The 20,524-nt window shown below is 47.9% G+C and carries 15 protein-coding genes; 1 reads left to right on the top strand and 14 read right to left on the bottom strand.

All coding sequences use genetic code 11. The features are described from left to right. Positions 1-136: 136 nt before the first annotated feature. The 11 genes from LAT77_RS04705 to LAT77_RS04655 all read right to left on the bottom strand — a co-directional run bounded on the left by LAT77_RS04705 (position 137) and on the right by LAT77_RS04655 (position 13,962). Positions 137-1,960, bottom strand: coding sequence for a bifunctional diguanylate cyclase/phosphodiesterase (locus LAT77_RS04705; protein ID WP_290563396.1), 1,824 nt, complete (start codon positions 1,958-1,960; stop codon positions 137-139). A 114-nt stretch (positions 1,961-2,074) separates the two neighbouring features. After that, positions 2,075-3,559: a carotenoid oxygenase family protein gene (locus LAT77_RS04700; RefSeq protein WP_290563395.1), complete on the bottom strand. Its 1,485-nt coding sequence runs from the start codon at positions 3,557-3,559 to the stop codon at positions 2,075-2,077. A gap of 116 nt (positions 3,560-3,675) precedes the next feature. Beyond that, complete coding sequence (locus LAT77_RS04695) at positions 3,676-4,731, bottom strand: phosphotransferase family protein (RefSeq protein WP_290563394.1); 1,056 nt, start codon at positions 4,729-4,731, stop codon at positions 3,676-3,678. Continuing rightward, the gene (locus LAT77_RS04690; protein ID WP_290563393.1) at positions 4,731-5,942 is read right to left on the bottom strand and encodes an acyl-CoA dehydrogenase family protein; all 1,212 of its coding nucleotides are present in this window, start codon (positions 5,940-5,942) and stop codon (positions 4,731-4,733) included. Before LAT77_RS04690 ends, LAT77_RS04695 begins: the two co-directional genes overlap by 1 nt. Positions 5,943-5,951: 9 nt before the next feature. Next, positions 5,952-6,731, bottom strand: coding sequence for a glucose 1-dehydrogenase (locus tag LAT77_RS04685; RefSeq protein ID WP_290563392.1), 780 nt, complete (start codon positions 6,729-6,731; stop codon positions 5,952-5,954). After that, positions 6,731-8,434 carry an aldehyde dehydrogenase family protein gene (locus LAT77_RS04680; RefSeq protein WP_290563391.1) on the bottom strand — a complete coding sequence of 568 codons (1,704 nt, stop codon included), beginning with the start codon at positions 8,432-8,434 and terminating at the stop codon, positions 6,731-6,733. Before LAT77_RS04680 ends, LAT77_RS04685 begins: the two co-directional genes overlap by 1 nt. Further along, complete coding sequence (locus LAT77_RS04675; RefSeq protein WP_290563390.1) at positions 8,431-8,874, bottom strand: lipocalin-like domain-containing protein; 444 nt, start codon at positions 8,872-8,874, stop codon at positions 8,431-8,433. Before LAT77_RS04675 ends, LAT77_RS04680 begins: the two co-directional genes overlap by 4 nt. After that, positions 8,871-10,079, bottom strand: a complete 1,209-nt coding sequence (locus LAT77_RS04670) for an acetyl-CoA C-acyltransferase (RefSeq protein WP_290563389.1) — start codon at positions 10,077-10,079, stop codon at positions 8,871-8,873. Before LAT77_RS04670 ends, LAT77_RS04675 begins: the two co-directional genes overlap by 4 nt. Continuing rightward, entirely contained in the window at positions 10,076-11,296 is a 1,221-nt protein-coding gene (locus LAT77_RS04665; protein WP_290563388.1) for an acetyl-CoA acetyltransferase, read from the bottom strand. Before LAT77_RS04665 ends, LAT77_RS04670 begins: the two co-directional genes overlap by 4 nt. After that, a complete protein-coding gene (locus tag LAT77_RS04660) occupies positions 11,293-12,978 on the bottom strand; it encodes a class I adenylate-forming enzyme family protein (protein WP_290563387.1) in 1,686 nt (561 codons plus the stop codon). Before LAT77_RS04660 ends, LAT77_RS04665 begins: the two co-directional genes overlap by 4 nt. 45 nt (positions 12,979-13,023) lie before the next feature. Then, positions 13,024-13,962, bottom strand: a complete 939-nt coding sequence (locus tag LAT77_RS04655) for a nitronate monooxygenase (protein WP_290563386.1) — start codon at positions 13,960-13,962, stop codon at positions 13,024-13,026. 143 nt (positions 13,963-14,105) lie between these two features. Here LAT77_RS04655 and LAT77_RS04650 point away from each other — a divergent pair, with 143 nt between their 5' ends. Further along, positions 14,106-14,990 carry a helix-turn-helix domain-containing protein gene (locus LAT77_RS04650; protein ID WP_290563385.1) on the top strand — a complete coding sequence of 295 codons (885 nt, stop codon included), beginning with the start codon at positions 14,106-14,108 and terminating at the stop codon, positions 14,988-14,990. Positions 14,991-15,066: 76 nt separating this feature from the next. On the opposite strand, the gene LAT77_RS04645 is transcribed toward LAT77_RS04650, so the two are convergent. The 3 genes from LAT77_RS04645 to LAT77_RS04635 form a co-directional block, all read right to left on the bottom strand. Continuing rightward, a complete protein-coding gene (locus LAT77_RS04645; RefSeq protein ID WP_290563384.1) occupies positions 15,067-17,271 on the bottom strand; it encodes a TonB-dependent receptor in 2,205 nt (734 codons plus the stop codon). Between the two features lie 508 nt (positions 17,272-17,779). Further along, complete coding sequence (locus LAT77_RS04640; protein WP_290563383.1) at positions 17,780-18,298, bottom strand: DUF1543 domain-containing protein; 519 nt, start codon at positions 18,296-18,298, stop codon at positions 17,780-17,782. Between the two features lie 23 nt (positions 18,299-18,321). Continuing rightward, entirely contained in the window at positions 18,322-20,376 is a 2,055-nt protein-coding gene (locus tag LAT77_RS04635) for an outer membrane beta-barrel protein (protein ID WP_290563382.1), read from the bottom strand. Positions 20,377-20,524 lie beyond the last annotated feature (148 nt).

Here is a 20,524-nt window from a genome sequence, read left to right as displayed (position 1 = left end):
CCAGTAAGGTCTTTGCCTTCACGCAATTGCTTTAAGGCGGCTTCCATATCGAAGTTTGGTTTGGTCATGTAGTGTCATCTCGTTTTTGCTTAGTTTATCGAAATGACACAGAATTCTGAACACTACTTAAAGTTGTTTATGAATCCTTATCTGGTGTAACTGATGACGACACAAAATTAATCATATTCGCAGCAGGCATTGGCTGCGCATACAGGTAACCTTGCGCTAGGTCGCAGTCAAGCTCCCGAGCTAGCTGCTCTTGATCTGTGGTTTCCACACCCTCAACAACCACAGTTAAGCCGAGGCTATGCCCGACGGTAACAATCGCTTGCATAATGGCCATATCACTGGCATCTTCCATCGCGTTTAACAAGAAAGTGCGGTCAATTTTAAGGCTGCATACCGGTAAACGCCTTAAATAGACGAGCGAAGAATACCCGGTACCAAAATCATCGATGGATATATGAACTCCCGCATCTTTTAATCTTTGCAGTTGTGCTATTTGCTCAATATCGCTACCGATCACTTCATTTTCGGTCAGCTCAACACCTAACAACGTCGGCGAAACATCATAATGTTTTAGCGTTTTTAGTATTTTTTGCGCCAATTGATGATCGTCTAATTGCTTTCCCGACAGATTAATATCAATCCGGATACCATCAAGTTCACTTCCCTTCCAAGCAACGAGTTGCTTGCATGCGGACTCAATCACCCAGTCGCCGATACGATTGATCAAACCCGATTTTTCAGCCACTGGAATAAAAACGTCAGGTAATAATGGGCTTGAACCTTCAGGAAGACATCGGAGTAGTGCTTCACAGGACAGCATTTTCCCATCTTTTAAGCTGATCTGAGGCTGAAAGTACAACTGCAATTCGTTGTTCGTTAATGCACGATGAAGTAACGAACCGATCTGTTGATAGTGTTGCAACCGGTCGTTAATATCTGGCGTGTAAAAACAGCTTCTATTTTTGCCTTTTTCTTTAGCTTGATACATAGCTGCGTCTGCGTTACTGATTAACTCAGCTACTGTGGTGCCGTCCATAGGAAACAAGCTCACACCAAAACTTGCGGTGACTTGGTAATTTAGCCCATTCAACTCAAAACCACGATCCAAGGCATCAGTAATACGCTCAATCAATATTTGAACACCGTTAATACCTTCATAATCACTTAGCAACAACACGAACTCATCACCACCGAAGCGACTCAGCAAATCACAATCCCGTATTTCTGCCTTCAGAGTATCGGCAACGGCTCGCAGTAATTCATCGCCATAGTGGTGCCCCAAGGTATCGTTAATCACTTTAAAATTATCGAGATCGACAAAAATAACAGCTATTTCGTGCTTAAAATGACGCTCAGCCTCCACAAGGCGTGCTGACAGTTCAGTCTCCATCATGCGTCGATTAGGCAATTCCGTTAAGTCATCAAAACTGGCCAGCCATTGCAGCTTTTTATTGGCTTCCTTTTGTTCCGACAAACAAATGTCGATGCAAAACATTTCGCAGTCGCCGGTATCTTGCTTAATCATTACATGGCTGGAATATACAGGTACGGTATGACCATCTTTATGTTTGAGTTCAATTTCATCAGCAGGAATACCCACGTTATTATCCAACCACTCTCTGTGAGCGGTGATAACAAACTCGCGCATTTCATCAGGAATGATGAGATCTTCTAAAAGTTGTCCTTCTGCTTCCTCGCGAGTATATCCGTATATACGGCGGCTCGCGTCGTTCCAATAAATAACACGACGGTCTCGGTCATAGCCCTGCACAGCAACCATGGGTAAGCTTTCGATCAATTCGTAGAAATTTTGTTCGCTTTGGCGCTTAGCTCCACGCGAACTATCATGATATGGCATCCGATTCAGCTCCACGGATGTGTTCAAAATCCAATGAACAATCCAAATAGTATGTACTTTCTGCAGTATAGACATTGAGTCCATTTTCTCCATGCGAAAGTGTAAAGCATTATTTCGGGAGCTATTTTCTGAATTAGGCAGGAATGCAATAAAGCCCTCAAAACGAGGGCTTTATGCGGTTGAATCTCACTTTATGAACGCAAAGTATTAGGCAACTTCGCGTTGATTAGACTTAATCGTGTCCTCTGACATCCAGCAACCATGAAAACCTGCTGGAACCCGACGAGGAAGTTTAATTCGTGCGACCGGCCCTTGGCTAATATCCCGCGCATCAAATACCTGAAGCTGCTGTTCTTTCTCTTTGTCGTTCCAGGCGAAAACCACGACATATCCATCATCTTCCGCAGCTGCATTATCAGCGGGTGCAAACCATGGTTCTGAATACCAAGTGTGTTTGTGACCATCGCTAAACTCTCCAACACATTCGCCAGTGTCCGTATTGAATTTGCGCACACCCGTCCAATGTAGAATGTGGGGATTGTGATCGACCAAATAAGCCCACTGCGTTTTAATGCCGAACATTGCAGGGTGAATACTTGGAAACTCGACATTGTACTCACTATTGACTGGCTCTTCGCGACACTCGCCGGTCTTCATGTTCATGCGATAGCGCCAAAGGCGTGCATTCATGCCGAGGTTCGCGATGGCTTTTGCGGTGCGATCCGCGTCAATCTCGCCCGTTTCGGTTTTAAACGGCATATAGCGACAGGCAACCATGACGACTTCGTCGCCTTCTTCCCACGCATTCACTGTGTGATAAAGGAAACAAGGCGTAAATTCGAACCACCGAATCTCGTCGCTTTTACCATGCCGCGGAATGACTCCAAACCGGGTTGAAACTTCGGGATGAAACTCTAGCTTATGTCGTCCATTACGCATTGCTTCTTCATTATGAAACAAAGGGAGGTCATGCAAAATAGAATAATTTTCACTGATCGCCATATCATGTGGAAGGCGCGGGCCAGGCAACTCAATCGGTACATGATGGGTCAAATTTCCAAAGCGATCGACGACTCCGTAACTCATGTACGGCGCCTCGTTCCAATAATCGAAGAACATCAACTCACCGGTGCGCTGATCCACTTTTGAATGTGCTGAAAAACCACCACCCAACCCTTTGGCGTAATCGGCCTTACCAATCGTTTCTAGGGTCACAGGATCAATCATATAAATATCACCCGACATATACCAACTCGCCAAGGCAACGCCGCCGTGACCAATTACGTCAGTGTTGGCAGTATCTTTTAAATGTTTATCATCACGACCTTTTAAGGTCTCTCGGATGCCCCACATCGTCGCTTGACCAGCAGACACTTCTTCTTTCAGATCATCCGTTTGCACCCAGCGGTTTCTATAGGTGACTTTGCCGTCTTTGAATCGAGCAGCATGAATCATGCCATCACCATCAAACGGATGATAACGCCCTTGCGGAGCAAATCGGGGGTTCGGGCCATTGCGCAGATAAACACCACTCAGATCACTTGGAATCGTACCTTCAACTTCGAGATCGTCCCAAGTTGACTCGTCTAATACAGGAGCAAACGTTCCCATCAACCCAGGACCATATTCATCACCAAATGGTGCTTCGTTATCTATAGGCTGCTGCAGTGCCGTATTGTCGAGTGACTTCATGTTTATCTCTCCTAATGAGCCGACCATGAGACCCTTAAGTCTAAGTATGAAAGTATCACTATAAAACGACACGTCTAATTATGCAAGTATTAGGTTTTATCTCACTTATGTGACGTTTATGATTCCATTCTCATAATTTCAGTAGCCCAATCTAACGCTAAACGAGATAACTCCCCGAATTCAGCGAAACGTTCATCTTGAGTGTGCCCATGGTGATAGCGGGCAAATATTTGCTCCAGAATAACAGCAAGCCGATAGAGGCCAAGAATGTGATAAAAATTGACTTGTTCTACGTTTAAACCGGTTCGCTCTGCGTACTGACGAATCAAGTACTGGCGTGAAGGAAAACGGGAGTCGGCAGGTATCATTGCCAAACGCGCATATTTCGGATCGTCTGCCTCATGGCGCCAGTACGTCAGCAGAGTTCCAAGATCGCTTAATGGATCACCAATAGTGCACATGTCCCAATCGAAAACCGAGGTCAGTTGACTCGGATCCGATGGACTTAACATAACATTATCAAGCTTAAAATCATTGTGGACGAGGGTCATTCGCTGAGATTTCGGCTCATGCTCGCAAAGCCACTGAAAGAGAGAATCCATTCGAGAGTCTGCTGCAGTCGTGCACGCATTCCAGCGTTTAAACCACCCGTGAATCTGTCGCGAGAGGAATCCTTCTGGTTTGCCAAGAGTATCTAAACCGACAGACGATGGCGTAACATTATGAAAATCAGCCAAAGCATCGACTAAAGCTTGGCTCATACGTTGGGGAGCGTCTGTTATCTCCGCGTAGCACTCGGGTATCTCCATCCGAACGACGACACCCTGACGATATTCCATAATGAAAAATTCAGCACCTAAGACCTCAAGAACATCACAAAATACGAACGCTCTTGGTGCTTGTGGAAAGGCTTTATAGAGTCGCGAAAGCACTTTAAACTCTCGCGCCATGTCATGCGCTCCCTTGGCAATTGGTCCAAAAGGCGGACGACGCAGAACATAGGACACATCAGGGAACGTCAATAAATAGGTTAGATTTGCTTTACCACCGCCAAATTGGGTGATGTGCGGACGTTCCGTAACACCCGCTAGATCCTGCTTTTGCAGCCACGCAAACAACCGCTCTTCATCTAAAGCTTCGTCTGGACGCACAGCAATGATGTCGGACGACATTACTCGAACTCCTTCATGAGCCTGCGTGCAAACGCTCGTTTATGTGTTTCATCTGGTCCGTCATAGATTCTTGCTGCCCGCTCATGGCGATACCAGAATGCGATGGGTGTGTCATCGCACATACCTAAAGCCCCGTGGATCTGCAAAGCTCGATCTAAGGTGCGTTGCAGTACACCCGCGGTATGAAACTTGATCATGGAGACATTATTGCGCACTGCATACTGGCCCTCGCGGTCGATTCTGGCTGCAGTATCGAGCACCAATAACCGCGCAGATTCAATTTCAGCACGCATTTCTGCCAACCAAAATTGAATCGCTTGCTGATCGCCGAGTACTTGAGTGTGCGTGAGCTGTCGGTTCGCCGCATAACGCGCCGCCAATTCAAAGGCTCGACTACAAATACCTAACCAGCGCATACAATGATGAATGCGGCCTGGCCCAAGGCGTTGCTGTGCAATTTTAAAACCCTCGCCTTCTTTGCCGATGAGATTACTTACAGGAACACGAACATCTTTAAATTCGATTTCAGCATGAGAGTTGTGTCCCCAGCAGGTTTCCCCCATTACCGCAATATTTCGAATATGGCGATAACCCTTCGTATCCGCTGGCACTAAGATCTGGCTGGCAGCTTCGTGAGGTGCAGCCTCTGGATCGGTAACCGCCATCACAATAAAAAACGCTGCACCGTCTGCGCCGGTGGTGTACCACTTATGGCCATTGATCACATAGTCATCGCCATCACGGACTGCTCGGGTCGACATGATCACTGGATTCGACCCTGCGTGTTCAGGCTCTGTCATCGCAAACGCGCTGCGAATCTCCCCGGTCAACAGCGGCTTTAAGAAGGTGTCTTGCTGAGCTGGCGTGCCGCGTTCAATCAGCACCTCCATGTTACCGGCATCAGGTGCTTGGCAGTTACAGGAAACATGGCCAAGCATACTGCGGCCGAGCTGCTCACTGATTAAGCCATGCTCATATAGAGAAAACCCTTGGCCACCGAAGTCTTTCGGCACTTGTGGCAACCAAAAACCTTCCTTTTTCATCAGCGCTTTTACGGGCGCTAATGCACCTTCAAGCGCATCTTGGTTGCCTGCAAGCATTAGGCTTTCCAATGGAATTAGATGCTCGTCAACAATCGCTTTTAGTCTTTCGAGCTTCGCTTGAAAGGACGGTGTTACCGACGGAAAATCCGGAACAGGTGTAAAATTCATAATAATCTCTCAGAGTTTAAAGCGCCCAGCGGTGTGACCACCGTCGCATACAAAAGTAGACCCGGTCGTAAACGATGACGCAGGCGAAGCCAGAAAGAGTGCGAGACCGGTAAGCTCTTCGGTCTCGCCAACACGTCGTTGAGGGATTCGCTGAGTCAGTTGCGTTTCTCCTGCAGGGTCTTGCCATAAAGCTGAACTAAACCGTGTTTTAATAAAGCCTGGGGCGAGCGCATTGACCTGAATATTTTGTTGTGCAAGCTCTACCGCTAACGCTTCCGTTAACATCAAAACTGCTGCTTTACTGACTGAATATAGTCCCATCGAGGGTCCCGCACCCAAGCCCAAAATAGAAGCAACGTTGATAATTTTGCCACCACCGCGCTTATCCATGAGTGGCGCAGATTCTCGGATCCAACGCGCATAGCCTTTCACGTTAATATCCAAAATCTTATCCCAGACACCATCGTCCGCTGCCAAAATAGGGCCATAATGAGGATTGGTCGCAGCGTTGTTAACCAGAATATCCAGTCCACCAAAAGTGCTTTCAACGTTTTGAATCGCCTTTTTCACTGCTGCTGGATCACCACTATGAGCAGCAATTCCCATGGCCTGCCCACCTTCTTGAATGATCGTTGCAACGGCGTCCTTCAGCGACTCGTCGCTGCGCGCGGTCAAGATGACGGTTGCACCGGCCTGTGCATAACAACGTGCAATCGCCTCACCGATACCTCGCGATGCCCCGGTAATCAGCGCTACTTTTCCAGCGAGAGAAAAATCCGGTTGGGTCATTATTGATCTCCCTTGGGTCGTCTCGATTGAGCATAGCGAAACCGTCCTGCAATAAAGGAGGGCTCTGCTAAGGTGGCATTCCCTGCTGGGTTTAGCCCAGAAACGTGCATGTCACTATAGGCAGCAGAGAAATTGAGAGGCATAACGCCCGTGAGGTTGGTGGTCAATGCTACACCGGCCCATGCGAACGACTCTTCTGCCTTGGCAATAAATTCCTCATCAATTGAATAGAGGTACGTCGTCAAAGCGCCATGCTTTTTGCTAATAGCGCTTGCGTGCTCTAAGGCGTGGTCTCTATCTCGAACACGATAAATAAACCCTATCGGCGCAAACACTTCTTCCGTAATTGGCGTTTCCGCATTTAGTCCGAGTAATAAAGGTGTTGCAGTACGACAGTGGTCTCCCGCTACATTTGTATAGGGCTTACTCGCTCGAAGTAATCGGAATTCGCCGCTCTCGGCTCGGCGTTGCCAATCGTCAAGCAGTTGCAAGGTCGCTGGGGACTGAATACAACCTAAAACGCTCGAAGCGCGCTTGCTGTCCTGAATCAACTGGTCAATTCTTTCACAAAATAGTGACTCAATTTCATCGGCACTGACTTGTCGGCCATCCGCGAGCGAAACGCCCGACTCGGGAATGTAAAATGTCTGGGGACTGGTGCACATTTGCGCTGAAAATAGACAAAACGTATTCGTGATTGCGTCAAGCACAGCGTCTAAGTCACGAGCACTGTCTAAAATCACGGAATTAACGCCGCTCGTTTCCGTATAACATGGCCGATTACCGCTATGTTGCTCAACCCAAGCACCGAATTTTGCACTGCCGGTAAAGTCAACGATGGCAGTCTCAGGATGCTCAACAAGCACCTTACCCAAAGGTTCGTCGGTTGAATCAACAACCAACTGAACAAGTTCTGGATCAAATCCTACGTTTCTCAACCCTTCACGAAGAACCTTCACCGCAATCGCCATAGGCAGAATTGCTGTTGGATGCGGCTTGACGAATACTGGGTTGCCACAGGCAAGATTCGCGAATATCGCCGGATAGCCATTCCATGTTGGAAACGAAGCACAACAAAATACGACCGCCGTGCCCATCGGCATAATTCGCCACTTTTTCTCTAAGGTAACCTGATGTTTGCCACCGAAAGTCTTAGTCCAAGACGCTTCGGACGGAAGAACATTCAAACTTCCCCACGCCCACGCGAGCGCTTCTAAACCGCGGTCAAGCGCGTTCGCTCCGCTACCGGCAAACGCCATAGGGAAACTTTGCCCAGCGGTATGCATCACAGCGTTGGCGATTAGAAACGCTTGAGCATCAAGATCTTTGAGCAGTTGTACGCACACTTCTGTGCGCTTTTCTGCGCCAGCATTTACCCACGATCGCATCGCAGCATGGGCGTTTCGATACTGCTCATCGAGATTGAATATCGGATATTGGATGCCAAGCCGCTCACCAGTGTAAGGCGATATTTCCTCTCCTTCGTGGAAGCGTTCTGCATGCTCAAAATGGGCTTCTCGAGCAATTTTAAACTGTTGCCCGAGCAATGCTTCGTAGTCGCGGCGACCTTGAGCTACTTTTTCTTCACCATGAACACGGCTACTGCCCGTTTCAGTAAAGCCACTAAATGATGACCGACGAATGATAGCCTCGATTGCTTGGTCGAGTAATGGGTCTAGACCTTTAGGTGCGTGTTCAATCATGTTTTGCTCCTTTTTGCGCGTCGCCATTTCAAAATATGGTCTCTGGCTTGGCCTGACGCATCCGTCTCGCGTCCCGATAAAACTAAAGTATTGTCGTTAAGCTCCGCTCGGCGCACCTGATCAGTGCCAATGAAGTCCGGGTTCAATGCCTGCGAAACATGATGAACGATGCTGTTTTCAATCACTGTATAAGCACCACAGTAGGCAAAGAAGCCCTCTAACAATGATTGCCGTTGAGCATCTGTAAGCTTCCGTATCGACTGTCCTTGTAACGATGGACGGGATGATACTGAAAGCTGAGCAGACATGAATCCGTCGCTTGTGTAGACCAATATACCTTTTGGATCCGTGCCAAATGGATAAGCGACCTTACTCTCGTCGTAATGAATCTCCCACGAAACCAGCTCCCAACCGCCTTCAACTTGACCTTGCTTAATCATGTTAAACGCTCCACGACCATCGCCGTTCCCAAACCACCGCCACCAGCGACGCTGACTAGTCCATAACGCCCATTACATTCATCTAATTCATCCAGAAGCTGAGCGATGAGCATGGATCCTGTCGCTCCCATTGCGTGACCAAATGCGATGGCTCCGCCGTTAGGGTTTATTTTCTGACTATCGATATTAAAGCGGCGAATATAACGAATAACGGTTGCGGCAAAGGCTTCATTGACTTCAAGTCGATCCATTTGTGCCATGGTTAAATTCGACTTCGCCAATGCTTTTTCTGTGGCTGACTCTGCAGCGGTTAGCATTAACATGGGATCTGCGGCTGCAGTTGCATAACTTAAAATACGAGCACGAGGCTTTAAACCAGATGATGCGGCAAAGGCGTCGCTGCCAATCATGACTAAAGCAGCACCATCGGCGGGTGCCGGCGAGTTTCCGGCAGTGTGCAAGTGGTTGATTTGCGCCACACCGTCAAATGCTTTCACGAGCATTTGATCAAATCCTTTCTCACCAAACTCTTGAAATGCCGGCGGTAAGCTAGCTAGTTTATCCAACGTGAGGCCAGCTCGCGGCGGCTCATCAACACTTAAAAGCACGTCGCCGTCAGCATCTAAAATTGGCACCAACGATGACTGAAAACTTTTCTTTTCGCGCGCTTTTACCGCTCTGTTTTGACTTTCCAAAGCGTACTGATCTAGTTCTTCACGACTCAAACCTTCCAAGGTTGCAAGTAGATCCGCAGAAACACCTAGCGGTGTAAATCGGGTTTTCCGCATCACCGCTGGGTCGGTAAACCAATCCCCTTTGTCACTAAACATGGGTACCATTGACATGCTCTCGACGCCACCAGCGGCGATCAAAATGCACTCTCCCGCGCTAATTCGAGCAGCTGCGGCAGCACAGGCATCAAGCCCTGAAGTACAAAACCGATTCATAACCATGCCTGGAACATGATCGGGCCAACCGGCATACAGCGCCGCGATACGCGCAAGATTAGCACCTTGTTCTTTGATTTGGGTGACACAACCCAACACCAAATCTTCGACCTGCTCCGGCTCAATACCACTGCGCGCCGGCATGGCTTGTAGCAGCTGCGACATAAGCTCGATGGGTTTCACCTGCGCAAGTGCACCGCCATTTTTGCGAACTGCACCTCGAGGTGTACGAATAGCGTTAAATATTAATGCGTTCATTGACTCACCATAAAACTGACGACAGTTGTCGTACTTCCACCTACGTTAAGCGTGGCAAAGTGTTTTGCTCCGTGAACTTGTGTAGAGCCTGCTTGATTACTCACTTGAAGGGCTGCGTCGAGTAGCATCCTTACTCCGGTCGCTCCGACCGGGTGGCCGAGCCCGATGAGGCCGCCACTTGGGTTCACTGCGAATTGACTGGAAGGAGAAACGCCTCTCTCAATAATCTTCCAAGCTTCACCGGGCTGCTCAATTCCAAGGTGGTCAAGCAACATATAGCCGGTGATACTGAAGCAATCATGAAGCTCGATCCCAGCGAGCTGGTCGACCGTCAGAGAAGCTCGATGCATGGCGTCTGTGAACGCCTTTCTGACATGCGGAAACACCTGCTGATCGGCGACACTGCGACGTAATTTTTCCGACAATCGCATTGCGGCAGATGTATGCCCCCAACCGCTGATTCTCGGTATTTGGTCTAACCTTAACCCGTGCCGTTTCGCCCATTGACGTGCTGCAGATTCACTGGCCAATACAATACCTGCGGCACCGTCGGTTACCTGCCCACAGTCCTGCTTGCGAAGTTGACCTTCAATACGTGGATTGAACGCGTCATTGTCACCTAATTGTTCTGGCCCGATCGTCCAGCTTCGCGTTTGCGCTCGACTATTCAACGCTGCATTTGCGAACGCATTCGCTGAAATTGCCGTTAGCCACTCACGTTTAAGCGAGTAACGTGATTGATAGACGTCAGCAAGCTCGGCAAATTGTGCCGGCCACAAATAGGTCGCATCCACATGCTCTTTGCCACGCCACGCTGCTGCGGATAAATGTGCCGCGGCTTCCACGCCTGGCACATTTTTCATCTGCTCAATGCCCAGCACTAACGCAGTGTCATAATGACCCGATTGAATATCGGCAATGGCAGCCAACACCGCAACCGAACCTGATGCACAAGCAGCTTCATGTCGTGTGCTTGGCGTGCCATAAAACCCAGAGTTAGCTTCAGCAAAAAAACCACCTAAATGCGCTTGCCCAGTGAACAAGTCACTGACGAAGTTACCCACATGACAAACGCCGATCTCCTCAGCATTGATTTTTGCCGCGTGTAGGGTATCTGCGGTGACTTCACTGAATAGATCAAACAGTGTCAAACCTTCGCGCGCTAGATTGCGCGCGAAGTCACTCTGGGCACCACCGAGAATGAAAATCGGCTTCATAATTTTGCTCGAAGCTCATTTCTCAGGACTTTTCCGAGCGCATTTCGAGGCAATTTGTCGATATGTTCAATTCGCTCAGGCATTTTAAAAGAGGCAAATCCTTCAGCTTTCAAATGAGACTTGATGTCTTCAAGGCTAATATCCTCACCTTCTTTAGCCACGACAAATACGCAAATCCGTTCGCCCATGTCGTCACAAGGGAATCCAACGGTTGCCGCTTCGGCGAGCTTCGGGTTTGCGGCCAAAGCAATATCAATCTCATCAGGTGAGATATTAAAGCCACCGCGGATAATGATGTCCTTGCTCCGGCCAACAAAACGATAAAACTGCTTGGGCTCACTATCACCAGCGATTTCAAACAAGTCACCAGTCTTGAAATAGCCATCACTAGTAAAAGTATCTCGATCCCCAGGTTCCTGCCCTAGATAGTGGTCAAATAACGTTGCTCCATACACCTCAAGTTCCCCAGGCTGGCCTTCTTGCGTAATGATCTCACCAGTTTGCAAGTCGCGTAGCCGAGTTTTCATCAAGCGCGATACACTTGCCTTCCAGCTCAAACCTTCAACACCGAAACGGGGGAAGTAGGTTGCTCGTTGTTCATGATTAGGAATATCTGCAACGCTACTGACTAACGAAAGTCCCTCGTTAGAGCCAAATAAGTTAACCACTCCAATCCCATATTTCTCTGCGAATCCTCCAACCATCCAAGGTGACAAAGGTGCGGAGCCAGACGCGATCGTTCGTAAAGTGCTGATATCGAACTTCGCCATGAGCTCTTCGTTCTTCAGCAACATGTTCAACAATGCTGGAGGAGCAATCGTAAATGTCACTTTCTCTTTCTGGATTTGAGTCAGAAACACTGGAAGATCAAGAGGGTGATGCAGCGCCATCGCACTACGACTGCGGATCCAGTTAAATAGGAAACCGCCAATACTAGCCATGTTGACGAACGGAAATGGATTCAGCAATACATCGCCGATTTGAATTTCCGCCGCTTCATACGTCGCTTGTGCAATGGAAATCCACTGGTTATGGGTTCGCGGAACTCCTTTGGGATTGCCTGTGGTTCCAGACGTCCAGCAAATGGTGAAAACACTATTTGCATCATTAACCAAGCTCGATTCGATTCTTTCGCCCGAAGCGCGAACCGTATCGAGTTCTGCTGTAAAACTAAGACCTTTATCTGGAACGTCAGCACCGACCCACAAGCGCACACCAACATCGACGTTTTCAACGGCTGGAATCAGCTGATGCGGACCGCAATGGGTCGCGCCAACAAATACTTTGGGATTCAATTTACCCGCAATAAGCTCCATCTCATGCCGCCCATACTGCACGGGAACTGGGCTAATAGTGGCACCTAGACGCGACACCGCAAGGAACAGAATCACTAATTCAGAAACGTTTGGAAGTTGGGTCAGAACAACGTCTCCCGCGCCTAACCCCTGCTTGTGGAGGACACTGGCGCAGTAACCTACTTCTTCGTTTAACTCACTCCAGGTGAACCGTTGAGGCTCTCCTTCGAGAAGGTTGTTGCGGTTTGGCTGATCGAGCAAAGCCGCGGCACTTGGTGATGCCTGAACCGTTTCAGCAAACATGTCGTTCAGCGTTCGCGATCCCCACCACTCGTTCGCCGTGAACTCCTCGATACGCTGTTGAACAATTGGATGTACATTAGTCATAATCTCTCCGTTGTTGTTACTTACGTTGACGCCCCAGCGTTATTATTATTTTTTATTGAATGCTGGTGTATTGAGTGCGTCTTCGTATTCATGAATAAGCTTGTTGACGATGTCAGCCATTGGCTCAACTTGATGGATTGTCCCAACGCCTTGACCCGCAGACCAAACGTGTTTCCAAGCTTTTTTATCTTGATGTGGATTATTAAAATCGGGCTTGTCTACTGCTGCCATGTTGTCTGGGTTATAACCTGCACCAATCAAACTTTGCCGTAACCAGTTTGCCGGAACGCCGGTAATACCAGCGGAACAAACGATGTCTGCAGGTCCAGCTTCAACAATCATTTTCTTGTAATCGGGTAACGCCATGCTCTCTTCTGCAGCGATGAATTTAGTGCCCATGTAAGCCAGATCGGCGCCGAGCACTTCAGCCGCGCGGATGCCTCGACCGGTAGAAATTGAACCAGCTAAAACAATTGGGCCATCAAAAAACTCGCGTACAGAGTCAACAAAAGCAAACCCTGAAACCTGACCTGTGTGACCACCAGCGCCAGAACTCACGAGAACGAGGCCATCAGCGCCAGCTGCGGCCGCTTTGCGCGCATACTCAACGTTATTGACATCTGCAAAAACGAGGCCACCATAGCCGTGGACTGTTTCGATTGCGTCTTTAGGGCTACCCAAAGCCGTAATCACCAAAGGCGGTTGCGCTTTTGCCACCATCGCTAAGTCTTCCAGGCGACGCGGGTAGCTGCTATGCATCACTAAGTTCACAGCCCAAACAGCATCAGTACCCTCAAGACCTGTTTTGATTTGTTCTAACCACTGCGCAAATATTTCGGGAGTACGCGCATTTGGAGCAGGAAAAGAACCAACAATGCCAGCCTTACATGCTGCAATGACAAGTTCAGGGCCTGAGACGAGAAACATGGGAGCAGCGATAAGTGGCAGCTTGAGTTTACTAGTGATATTGTTGAGTTGAGACATCAAATTGGAACCTCTCGGAGTTATTATTGTAAGTGTCGATACCACATAGTGGTTAATCGTTACCCATTAGGTCTTATATTGCAAGTTATAATAAAATTATGAATATATCAACAGATCTCATTCGATCTAGCTCGGTTTACAAAGTGCTAGAGGTCATTGGTGACCGCTGGACTATTACAATTTTGCACCAGGCATTTCATGGTGTTCATGGCTTTGAGGAGTTTCAGAGACGGTTAAATATTCCACGTAGCACGCTAAGTAGCCGCTTAAAGCGGCTCATAGAATATGGTTTGTTTGAACAGCGACCTGCAACGACTCCCGATCAACGCTGGGAGTATCGTCTAACCGATATAGGTAAAGACTTTCTGCCTTGCGCTCTACTTGCGCTCGAGTGGCAAACGAATTGGGTAGCCGGTGCACCTCCAGGGTCTATCATTCACAAACCCTGTGGCGCACAAGTATTTCCTGAACTCGTTTGTGAGCATTGCCAAGGGCCGATAGAGGCCCGCAACGTTAGCTTTCAACCAGGACCAGGAGCGAATCGAGCGGCCGGTCAAAACCAACGCCGACGACGCAGTGTGGCGAAAGCGGCGCATAGTGATTTTCTGCCTGTTTCCGAAGAGTTGCTTGATATCTTAGGCGATCGTTGGACACCGCAGGTTATGGCTTTAGGCTTCTTTTCCATTCGCCGATTTGATGACATGCTGAGTGTACTTGGCGTTGCCAGTAACATTCTAACAGATAGATTAAAGCGTTTAGTTGAAATGGGCATGCTCGAGCAGCACCTTTATCAAACTCGGCCTGCACGAAAGGAGTATCGTCTGACGGACAAAGGCAGAGCGCTCTATCCTCTACTCGTCAGTCTGACGCAATGGGGAGACAAGTGGTTCTGTGGTCCGGAAGGCAAACCTATCGTATTCTTCCACAAGACCTGTGGGCATGAACTCAACGGGTTAATTGTTTGCCAAAGTTGTAAAGACGTTATCTTACCGGGTTCAACCGAACCGGGGCACAAACATACACATTAAGAAGCCACTCCTCGGAGTGGCTCTTGAGCGTGAAGCAATAAAGCAAAGCCTTAACACCATGTGTTAAGGCTTTTGTTTAAAAACGATAGCCCACACTTAAACCAAACATTCTTGGCTCTGCTATCACAGCAGAAGCATTTTGACTTAAGTTGAACGGTCCTCGGCCATCGATAATATTGGTGATATGCACTTCATCAGTAAGATTTCGGCCCCACAAAGAAAATTCCCAGTTTGTGCCTATTTCCCAAATCGCTTTAGCATTCAATAAACCGACCGATTCGTCGCCAAGAAGATCTAAGTTATTGGCTTCGAAAAATATTTGCGAACGGTAGGAATAATCGAGGAAAAAGCGGAAGGCGCTGCGCTCACCCACAGGACGGTAATAATTAATGCCAATGCTGTAACTGGTTTTTGGCGACCGGGTGAGGTTATTGCCACTGAAGTCTTGCCCGTTTTCATTGACAAAAGTGTCATAGGTCGCGTCTAAATAAGCATAGCTGCCGTGCAAGCGCCAATTTTCGTTAAGCATGGCATAAGCTTCAAGTTCCAGACCTTGGCTTGTCGCATTTGCCGCGTTACTGACGACCAGCGACGCACCATCGACTAACTGGAACACTTGCAAATCACTGTAATCGATATAGAACAAACTCGCATTCAGTCGCAGTCGGTTATTTAGCAGCTGAGATTTGAAGCCTAATTCATACTGGCGTGCATGCTCTTCATCAAAGCCTTGCTCCGCGGAATCAAGATCCCGTGCGGTACCATTGAAGCCACCGCTCTTATAACCCTCAGAGTACGAAACATAACCCATGACACGAGGTGAAAACTTGTAATCCAGAGAGGCCATCGGCGAAAAGTTGCTCCAACTCGCCGATGGACTTGTTTCATACGGAGCGACTAGGAAAGATCCTGTGGGGTCAAAGCCTTCGGTTCGAATACGAGCTTCTTTCTTTTCATAACCGAAACGACCACCAAGTTGTAGCGTTAAATTTTCAGCTAGCTCAATCCCCATTTGACCAAATAATGCATGATTGGTCGTATCATTCCACTGGTAGTAGAATGGATTGAAGCTCAACGTTGGCGGTAAGCCCAAGCCTGCATCATTGCCGGAAAAATCATTGTTTTCCATGCGGTATATATCTGCTGTCAGGTAATAGTAACCAAGTAACCAACGGAAATCTTGATCACCACCTGACAGTCGAAATTCTTGAGAAAATGTGTCTGCCTCATCAATAACATAACGAACGACTAATGGCGCATCTGATCCTGAGAAATCATCTTCTAGATCAACCTCACTGCGGCGGAAGGCCGTCACTGACGTTAAATCGGCCCAACCTAGATCATATTGAGCGGTCGCGGAAAGACCCCAAACATCAATGTTCGTATAGCCATCGACGGTTTTCTCACTCGTATAGGGGTCGGCACTGCACGGACTTGGCGCCATGGGTGAGCCTGGAGCGAACCATGGGAAGAAGATAAACTGCTCACCTTTACAATGACGGTTCGTACCGATCTCTCGAGTTCGTTTATAGTCAAAACTAAAACGGATATCGAAATCATCGTTAGGTATAAAATGAAGCTGTGACCGAAAAGCTAGACTATCTTCGTCACTCAATTTGCGACCTGTTGTTGCACTCGTTGCATAACCGTCACGGTCGCGTCGATTGATACTTGCTTTAGCATTCCAGTTTTCCGCAATCGCCCCTTCAACCAAACCACGAAAATCACGTCGATTGTAATTTCCGACAGTCACTTCAGCACGAGCACCGAACTCTTCCCTTGGTGCTCGAGTGATAAAGTTTATGGCGCCACCAACAACGTTCTTACCATATAAAGTTCCTTGCGGACCACGTAAGACTTCCACACGTTCCAAATCAAAAAAGTCAAGGTCAGTTCCACCTGGACGAGTGATGTAAACGCCGTCAACAAAAATACCAACCGAAGGATCTCCAGACGCGGATTGATCCGTGGAACCGATACCACGAATATAAATTTGTGGTTGTGCTGGGTTGAATCTACCTGTTGAGACACCCGGGGCACGCAACGCTAAATCATCGATACTTCCAATATTTGCATCTTCAAGTTGCGGCCCTTCAAAAGCACTTACGGCAACCGGCACTTCCTGCATACTTTGCTCAACGCGCTGTGCAGTGACCATTATCCTCTCAACCCCAGATACTTGCTCCTCAGGTTCAGGGCTCTCTTCTTGTGCTAACGCATAACTCGAATTCAATAATGCTGCAGAAATCGCTACTGACAAAATTTTTCGTTGGAACCCCATAAGGATGCTCTCCTTTATAATTGTGATTTGTCGTTCTCAAGCTCCTAACTACACAGGCATACAGTTTGATTCGACTAATTGTATGTTTCAGAGTCTTAGGTCTTATTATGAAATCAAATAATTCAATTATGCAAGTTAGGTAGTTAAAAAATACCCACAGAGGTACCTCCGAGAATGTATACGGCAACCAATTAGAATTTAAAAATGATAATTTTCAATTGGATATCAATAATGAAGAAAATCGGCTAACGACCCGAAAAATTTCGAAAGACGAGTGTTTTTGTTAACGAAAGTGTATTTTTTTACTATTTCCGTTCCCTCCAATCCCTGCTTGCATTTTCAATGCACCAAATTTGCACTCGTATTTCAGCTGGATACATCACTTCTATTCGGGGGCAGAGATCAGAGGTTCGAATCCTCACTGGCGTACCAGAATAAAGAACCACCTTCACGGTGGCTTTTTATTCTTTTTGGTGTCCATTTCAACCGCGGTAGTATGCCCAACCGGTTAATGTAGAGGTTGATAACCCATCCAATCCGGAGCCAACACCTGTTGCCCGCCATCATGCTCGCAATGAACGTGAAAGCCATCCAACAAATCAAGTGCTAGACAATCATCCACTGCTAACAGATCGTCCTTATGAAATTGTTCGGCGCCGGCCAATCCAGCCACCATCACTTTGGATTTAGCTAGAGCTTTTGCTTCTTCAGCTGTGCTCGCAACGACCAAGGTAAAATCATGATACTCGGCCAGTTTCCCCGGAAAGTAGCCACCAAAATTCACAAAGTAGAGCTTCTTACTGCTTGTTGAAGGTGCTTTCATCAGTTCGATTCTGTAGCCATCGACATGATGCACATGCACATAGCTATCCATGTGCACACTGTTACGATCGCCGAACCACTGTCGCTTTAACGCCGAGTACGTATCCTCAATCGTGTCGCCAACCACAAAGCGCACATCATGCAATTCAATATTTGCCCCCGGTGCATCGCCACCCACATAAACTAAAAATAACTTATCAGCCATTGTCCGCTTCCTGTATTTCACCATCAAAAAGTGCCTTGAATCGATAACGAGAATATTGGCCCAATGCGACGGTCGCGTTCTTCAACAAAAGCAATGGAATCGGTTCTACGACCGTCATAGACGGTGCGATCCCACATGCTTCGTGCGCCTAACACATTACCAATGGTTGCACGTATCGTGTGTCCGAACAGACTGCGTTTCTCGATATATGCATTCGCCCAAACAGGGCCCTCCCAAAACCGTCCTTGCTCCGTTAATCGCACATTTCGCGCTTCATATTCATAAGAGGCATTCATCCCCCACGCCCAATCACTTCCCGAACGGTCGCTTCGAAGTGTGATACTAGCAAAATTCTCTAAGCTTCGACTAATCGCCCGCGTTTCACCGGTAAGAGGGTCTTCAACGCGGCTATCTTGCCAAATAAATCGGGTATCAATTCGGCCACCTTCCCACCCCAGTTTGGCTAGCTCGAATGTATTCTTCCACTCCACTCCGTAGCGCCATGCATGATCGATATTACCGGGCGACTCACCGTCGTCGCCAATGGGAATTATGTCGACGATATCGTCTATCCGGTGCACGTAAGCCCGTAACGTCGTGGTTCCTATTTGGCCAATTTTAGTCGACATTTCACTCTCTAATTCCCACAACTGCGGCGGTTTCAGGTTTGGATTAGCAGAATTACGGACATCGTCGTTCAGGTTTACATTGGCTAAAAAGTCATAGAAGTTCAGCTGGCCGACACGTCGTTGTAAACGCAGGTTGGCATCCGTATCAGCAGACAATTGCCAAGCAAGGCTGATTGTGCCTTTCGGACGTCGGAAGTGACGGGTCATACCATCAGCACCGACCTGCTCCAGTCGGGAATACTCACCTCCCGCATTCACTTGCAGGGTTAAATTATCTCGGAGCTGACGGTTGTAACCGACCATAATTTCCATGCGCTTTTCTTCGACAATGGCTGTGGCACCGGAAAATTGTATTGGCTGAAATTGGCCATCTTGTAATTCAAATAAGCTGGCAGTGTTGTCGAGTTGATTGAATGCCGCTTCTGATGAAAACTGCCACTCGCCGCCCTCTTGAACAAGTCGATACTCAGCTCTGAGGATGTGCTCGCTTTCTTTACTCGTGCGATCGAACCGACTCCCTGAGTTCGCATGATCATCAGCATGAAACCCTTGCAGCTCATCGGAAAAATCAACGTCCATGGCTCGTGTAAGACCAATGAATTTCATTCGACCCAGTCCCCACGCGAATTCATAGTCCGCACCTAACTCGTAATTATAACCATCGGCATTACCTCGCAATTCACGTCGGCGGTCATCCAATCCCGGGCCACTTCTCGTTCCGTCCTCGGCAAAGTATTCAGAAATCTGACGATAAAGAATATTAATGTTGGCCACCGAATCACCTAAGTCGTTGATGACAAAACGGCCGCTAACGCGAGGTTGATTAAATCGAGATTTCCACTGATCATGACGATATTCAATCACATCGCCTTGAGCATTTCGTATCACTGCCGGTCCGTCGGCTCCACCATGACTGGAGCGGTTATCTAAACCTAGGGAATACTCGACGCGTCCTGTGTGACCACCTGCAGAAACTTCAAAATTGGAGAAGCGCGGGTCGGTATTGTAAGGACGAAACTCAGGTCGCCACACATAGGTTCCATTAATTCGCTCAGCCTTCACAATCACATTAGCCACAAGCCCCGACAAACCAGACACATCCAACGTCGAGCCATCGACAACTTCAATCCGCACCACATTCTGCACAGGAATACGGCCGAGTTCGCCAATGACTTCGTTACTTTTACCTGACATCCGTTGGCCATTAATCAGAACATTCCCTGTTGCTTGTCCTAGGCCACGCTCTTGAGCTTGTTCACGGATGACGAAACCGGGTACTTGTTGCAGCATTTCGAGCGCGGTACGCGGGGCATAACGCTCAAAATCTGCGGCGACATAAATACGTCGCCCGTCTGTCATCGTTGCTTCGGCATCGCCAGCAAATGTTGGCATCGATAAAGAAAGGACAGCCAAAGCGCAACCCAAGGTAGCAATCGGTGTTAATTTCATAAGTAGGCTCTTCATTGTATTTATTAATATTCACAAAAGAATAACAAATGCAATTAATGTGCCATATTGGAAAGTCGTTTTAAATCAAATGGGTATAAGGATCGACTGGGAAGTACTAGAGGTAAGTCTCATTAACATTTAGTGGTTT

Origin of the sequence: Aliidiomarina sp. (assembly GCF_022565475.1) — a bacterium.
GTDB lineage: Bacteria > Pseudomonadota > Gammaproteobacteria > Enterobacterales > Alteromonadaceae > Aliidiomarina.
Note: the sequence above shows the minus strand (reverse complement) of the source record. Positions and strands in the feature narration are given on the sequence as shown.